The sequence below is a fragment of the Halocynthiibacter sp. genome (assembly GCF_049608145.1).
Lineage (GTDB): Bacteria > Pseudomonadota > Alphaproteobacteria > Rhodobacterales > Rhodobacteraceae > Halocynthiibacter.
On sequence record NZ_JBMYXF010000103.1, the window covers coordinates 1 to 2,612 of the forward strand.

2 protein-coding genes are annotated in these 2,612 nt (G+C 53.5%); both read left to right on the forward strand.

Going from position 1 to position 2,612, the window contains the following annotated elements:
• The first annotated feature begins 80 nt into the window (after positions 1-80).
• Positions 81-1,112 carry a type VI secretion system baseplate subunit TssG gene (tssG, locus tag ACPGUT_RS15950; protein ID WP_423993092.1) on the forward strand — a complete coding sequence of 344 codons (1,032 nt, stop codon included), beginning with the start codon at positions 81-83 and terminating at the stop codon, positions 1,110-1,112.
• Between the two features lie 14 nt (positions 1,113-1,126).
• A complete protein-coding gene (tagH, locus tag ACPGUT_RS15955; protein ID WP_423993094.1) occupies positions 1,127-2,506 on the forward strand; it encodes a type VI secretion system-associated FHA domain protein TagH in 1,380 nt (459 codons plus the stop codon).
• Positions 2,507-2,612: the final 106 nt, after the last annotated feature.

Below are 2,612 nucleotides of genomic sequence, written 5' to 3' on the forward strand. Positions count from 1 at the left end.
GAATTCTTCGCGCTTTACGCAACCATTAACTCTTTCCACGAATTGGAAGTGCAGGGTTTAGAAGCAGGGGAGGTGTATCGATGGACGGCGCGTATCGGCAATCAACCCCTGATATAGACCCTAAACTGCTTTCCACGCTGGAAGCCGATGCACCGAAGTTTGCATTTTTCCAGGCGGTTGAACTGATTCTGGGTGAGCTTGGTCATGAGGTCGAAGAACGCGCACTGCAGGAACAAGGTGTTGAAAACCTTATGTTTCGCGTCGATCCCGGCATGGGGTTCCCCGCGGGTGACCTTGTCAAAGTGGAAGAACTGGAAAACACCGATGGTGATCGTTCCGTTGCGATGACTGTGAACTTTCTGGGTCTGCATGGCGCGTCGTCGCCCTTACCGCCCCATATGTTGGAAACCGCTGTCTGGAGCCAGGGTGAAGAAGGTGTTCAGCAAAGTTTTAACGACTTTTTCTCGAACCGTTTGATCTGGCTGTTCTATCTGTCCTGGCGCAAGTATCGCTATTTTATACGGTATCGCCCTGGCGCGACGGATCAGTTTTCGGATTGGATGTTCTCGCTGATCGGGATCGGTGGTAAAGAAGCACGTGGTGCGGCAGGCATTCCCTGGGCCAAACTTCTGACTTATCTGGGCATTGTTGCGGGCCGGACGCGTTCTGCTGAAATGATCGCGGGTGTGATTGCGCACTCTTTTGCGCTGCCAAAGGTTTGGATCCGCCAGGTGGAACATCGCCTTGTCACAATCCCTGAAGATCAGCGCAGCAAGATGGGCATGGCGAATATGACTCTGGGACACGACATGACCATCGGAGATCATGTGAAAGACGTCGCCGGTAAATTTACTATCGTTTTCGAAGATCTGAGCTTCCGGCGGTTCCGGGACTTCCTGCCCAGTGGGCGGGATTATCCGCGTTTGAAAGAACTCGTGGAATTTCTGCTGAAAGATCAGTTGGCTTACGATCTGGAACTGCATTTTCAACAGGATCAAACGCCCGAATTCACCCTAGGTGAAGAAGCGAAATCAGATCTCGGATGGACAACATTTTCCGGTGACGGGGGCGGGCAGGAATTAAAACCTGTGGTCCTTCAGATGCGGGCATAAGGAAGAGGGATACTATGAAAGCAACTTTGCAGATTATGAACGTGCAGGACGTGGTTCCTGCCCTGGCGCTGTCTTTTACCTTTTCCCAGCGAGGCGGGATCATCGGCGGCACGCCGGATGCGTCCTGGCATATTCAGGATCTTTCCGGCAGCGTGACAGACACCGCCGCACGGATCATGGCACAAGATGGCGAGTTCACGATTGAACCGCTGTCCGGCATGGCGATCCATATCAATGGAGCGAAAGCTGCGATCACGCCGGGCCGCCCGGTTATACTGTCGGACAAAGACACGCTGAAGGTCGGTGACCTGGAATGTCTGGTGCGCTGTGGCAAAAGTGCGAATGGAGATACGCGTGCCGAAGTGTCTAACCTGACAAATTTTGCCACCGAAGCCAGCGGTGACGGCGAGGCACTGGTCATTGATGGTGTCTATTCCGAAGCATCAGAGGTTGCGGATGTAACACCCGCTGCTGATGTACGTGATCCGCTGGATGCATTGAATGAAAATGTCGGGCGCAGTGCGGTCATCGATCCGCTGAGTGCGTTGGATGAAAACATGCGCCGTAACCGCCCCAAAGAAGAAAACCGTCTTGGCGACGATCTGAACTCTGTGACCAGGGAAGAAAAAACAGTGACCACCCAACCCGACAACACCAATTCGACCATGGCATCTTTGACGCCCCGCAAGGTCAGCACCGATAAATACGGTTTTGAAGATGATGAATTTTCCGTATCCCCAGATGCGGCGTCTGTGCATCTGGAACATCCGGTGGATCATGTGGCCCTGCGTCCACTGACCCGCGCACTTGGCTTGCCTTTGGGCGATATGTCATCTGAAGAAGCAAGTCGCACGCTTGCCGATATTGGGGGGGCATTGCGCGCCGCGGTGGGCGGTCTGAACAAGATCTATGTGTCGCGTCAGGACAGCAGTGGGCGTTTCCCATTGGCCACCATGCACCTGCATGCAGTGGAAGATAACCCGCTGCGTTTCAGTGAAAACACGGACGAAGCCCTGCACGCTTTGTTTGCCAAACGTGGCGCTGTGCATCTGTCAGCCCCTGCGGCCGTGAAGGAAACCGTTGAACATCTGGACGCACATCAGAACGCAACAGAGGTGGCTATTGATAAGGCTCTGGATTCCGTTCTGACAGCACTTTTGCCACGCGCGTTGGAACGGCGTTTCCGGTCATATACGCCCGATGCAGCACCGGAAAGTGGAATGGAAAAAGATGCCTGGTGCTGGGATATGTACAAAGCCTATTTCTCTGAGTTGAAATCGACCCGTCAGAAGGGTCTTCAGATGTTGTTCTGGGAAGTGTTCCAGCATGAATATCAAGGCATCATGCGGTCGCACGAACTGTATGGTGACGCGGATCTGGAGGATGACGAATGAGGTCTGCGTTTACAAAACTGCTTTGCCTGATGGGGATGGTGATTTTTCTTGCCGGCTGTGAAGCCGCAGGAAAAATCGTTGAGGTGATCAAAGACCCTGACGTGCC

What these genes read in the sequence shown, in the direction of transcription:
- tssG (WP_423993092.1), top strand. Translation starts at nt 81, where the DNA reads ATGGACGGCGCGTATCGGCAATCAACCCCTGATATAGACCCTAAACTG.
- tagH (WP_423993094.1), top strand. Translation starts at nt 1,127, where the DNA reads ATGAAAGCAACTTTGCAGATTATGAACGTGCAGGACGTGGTTCCTGCC.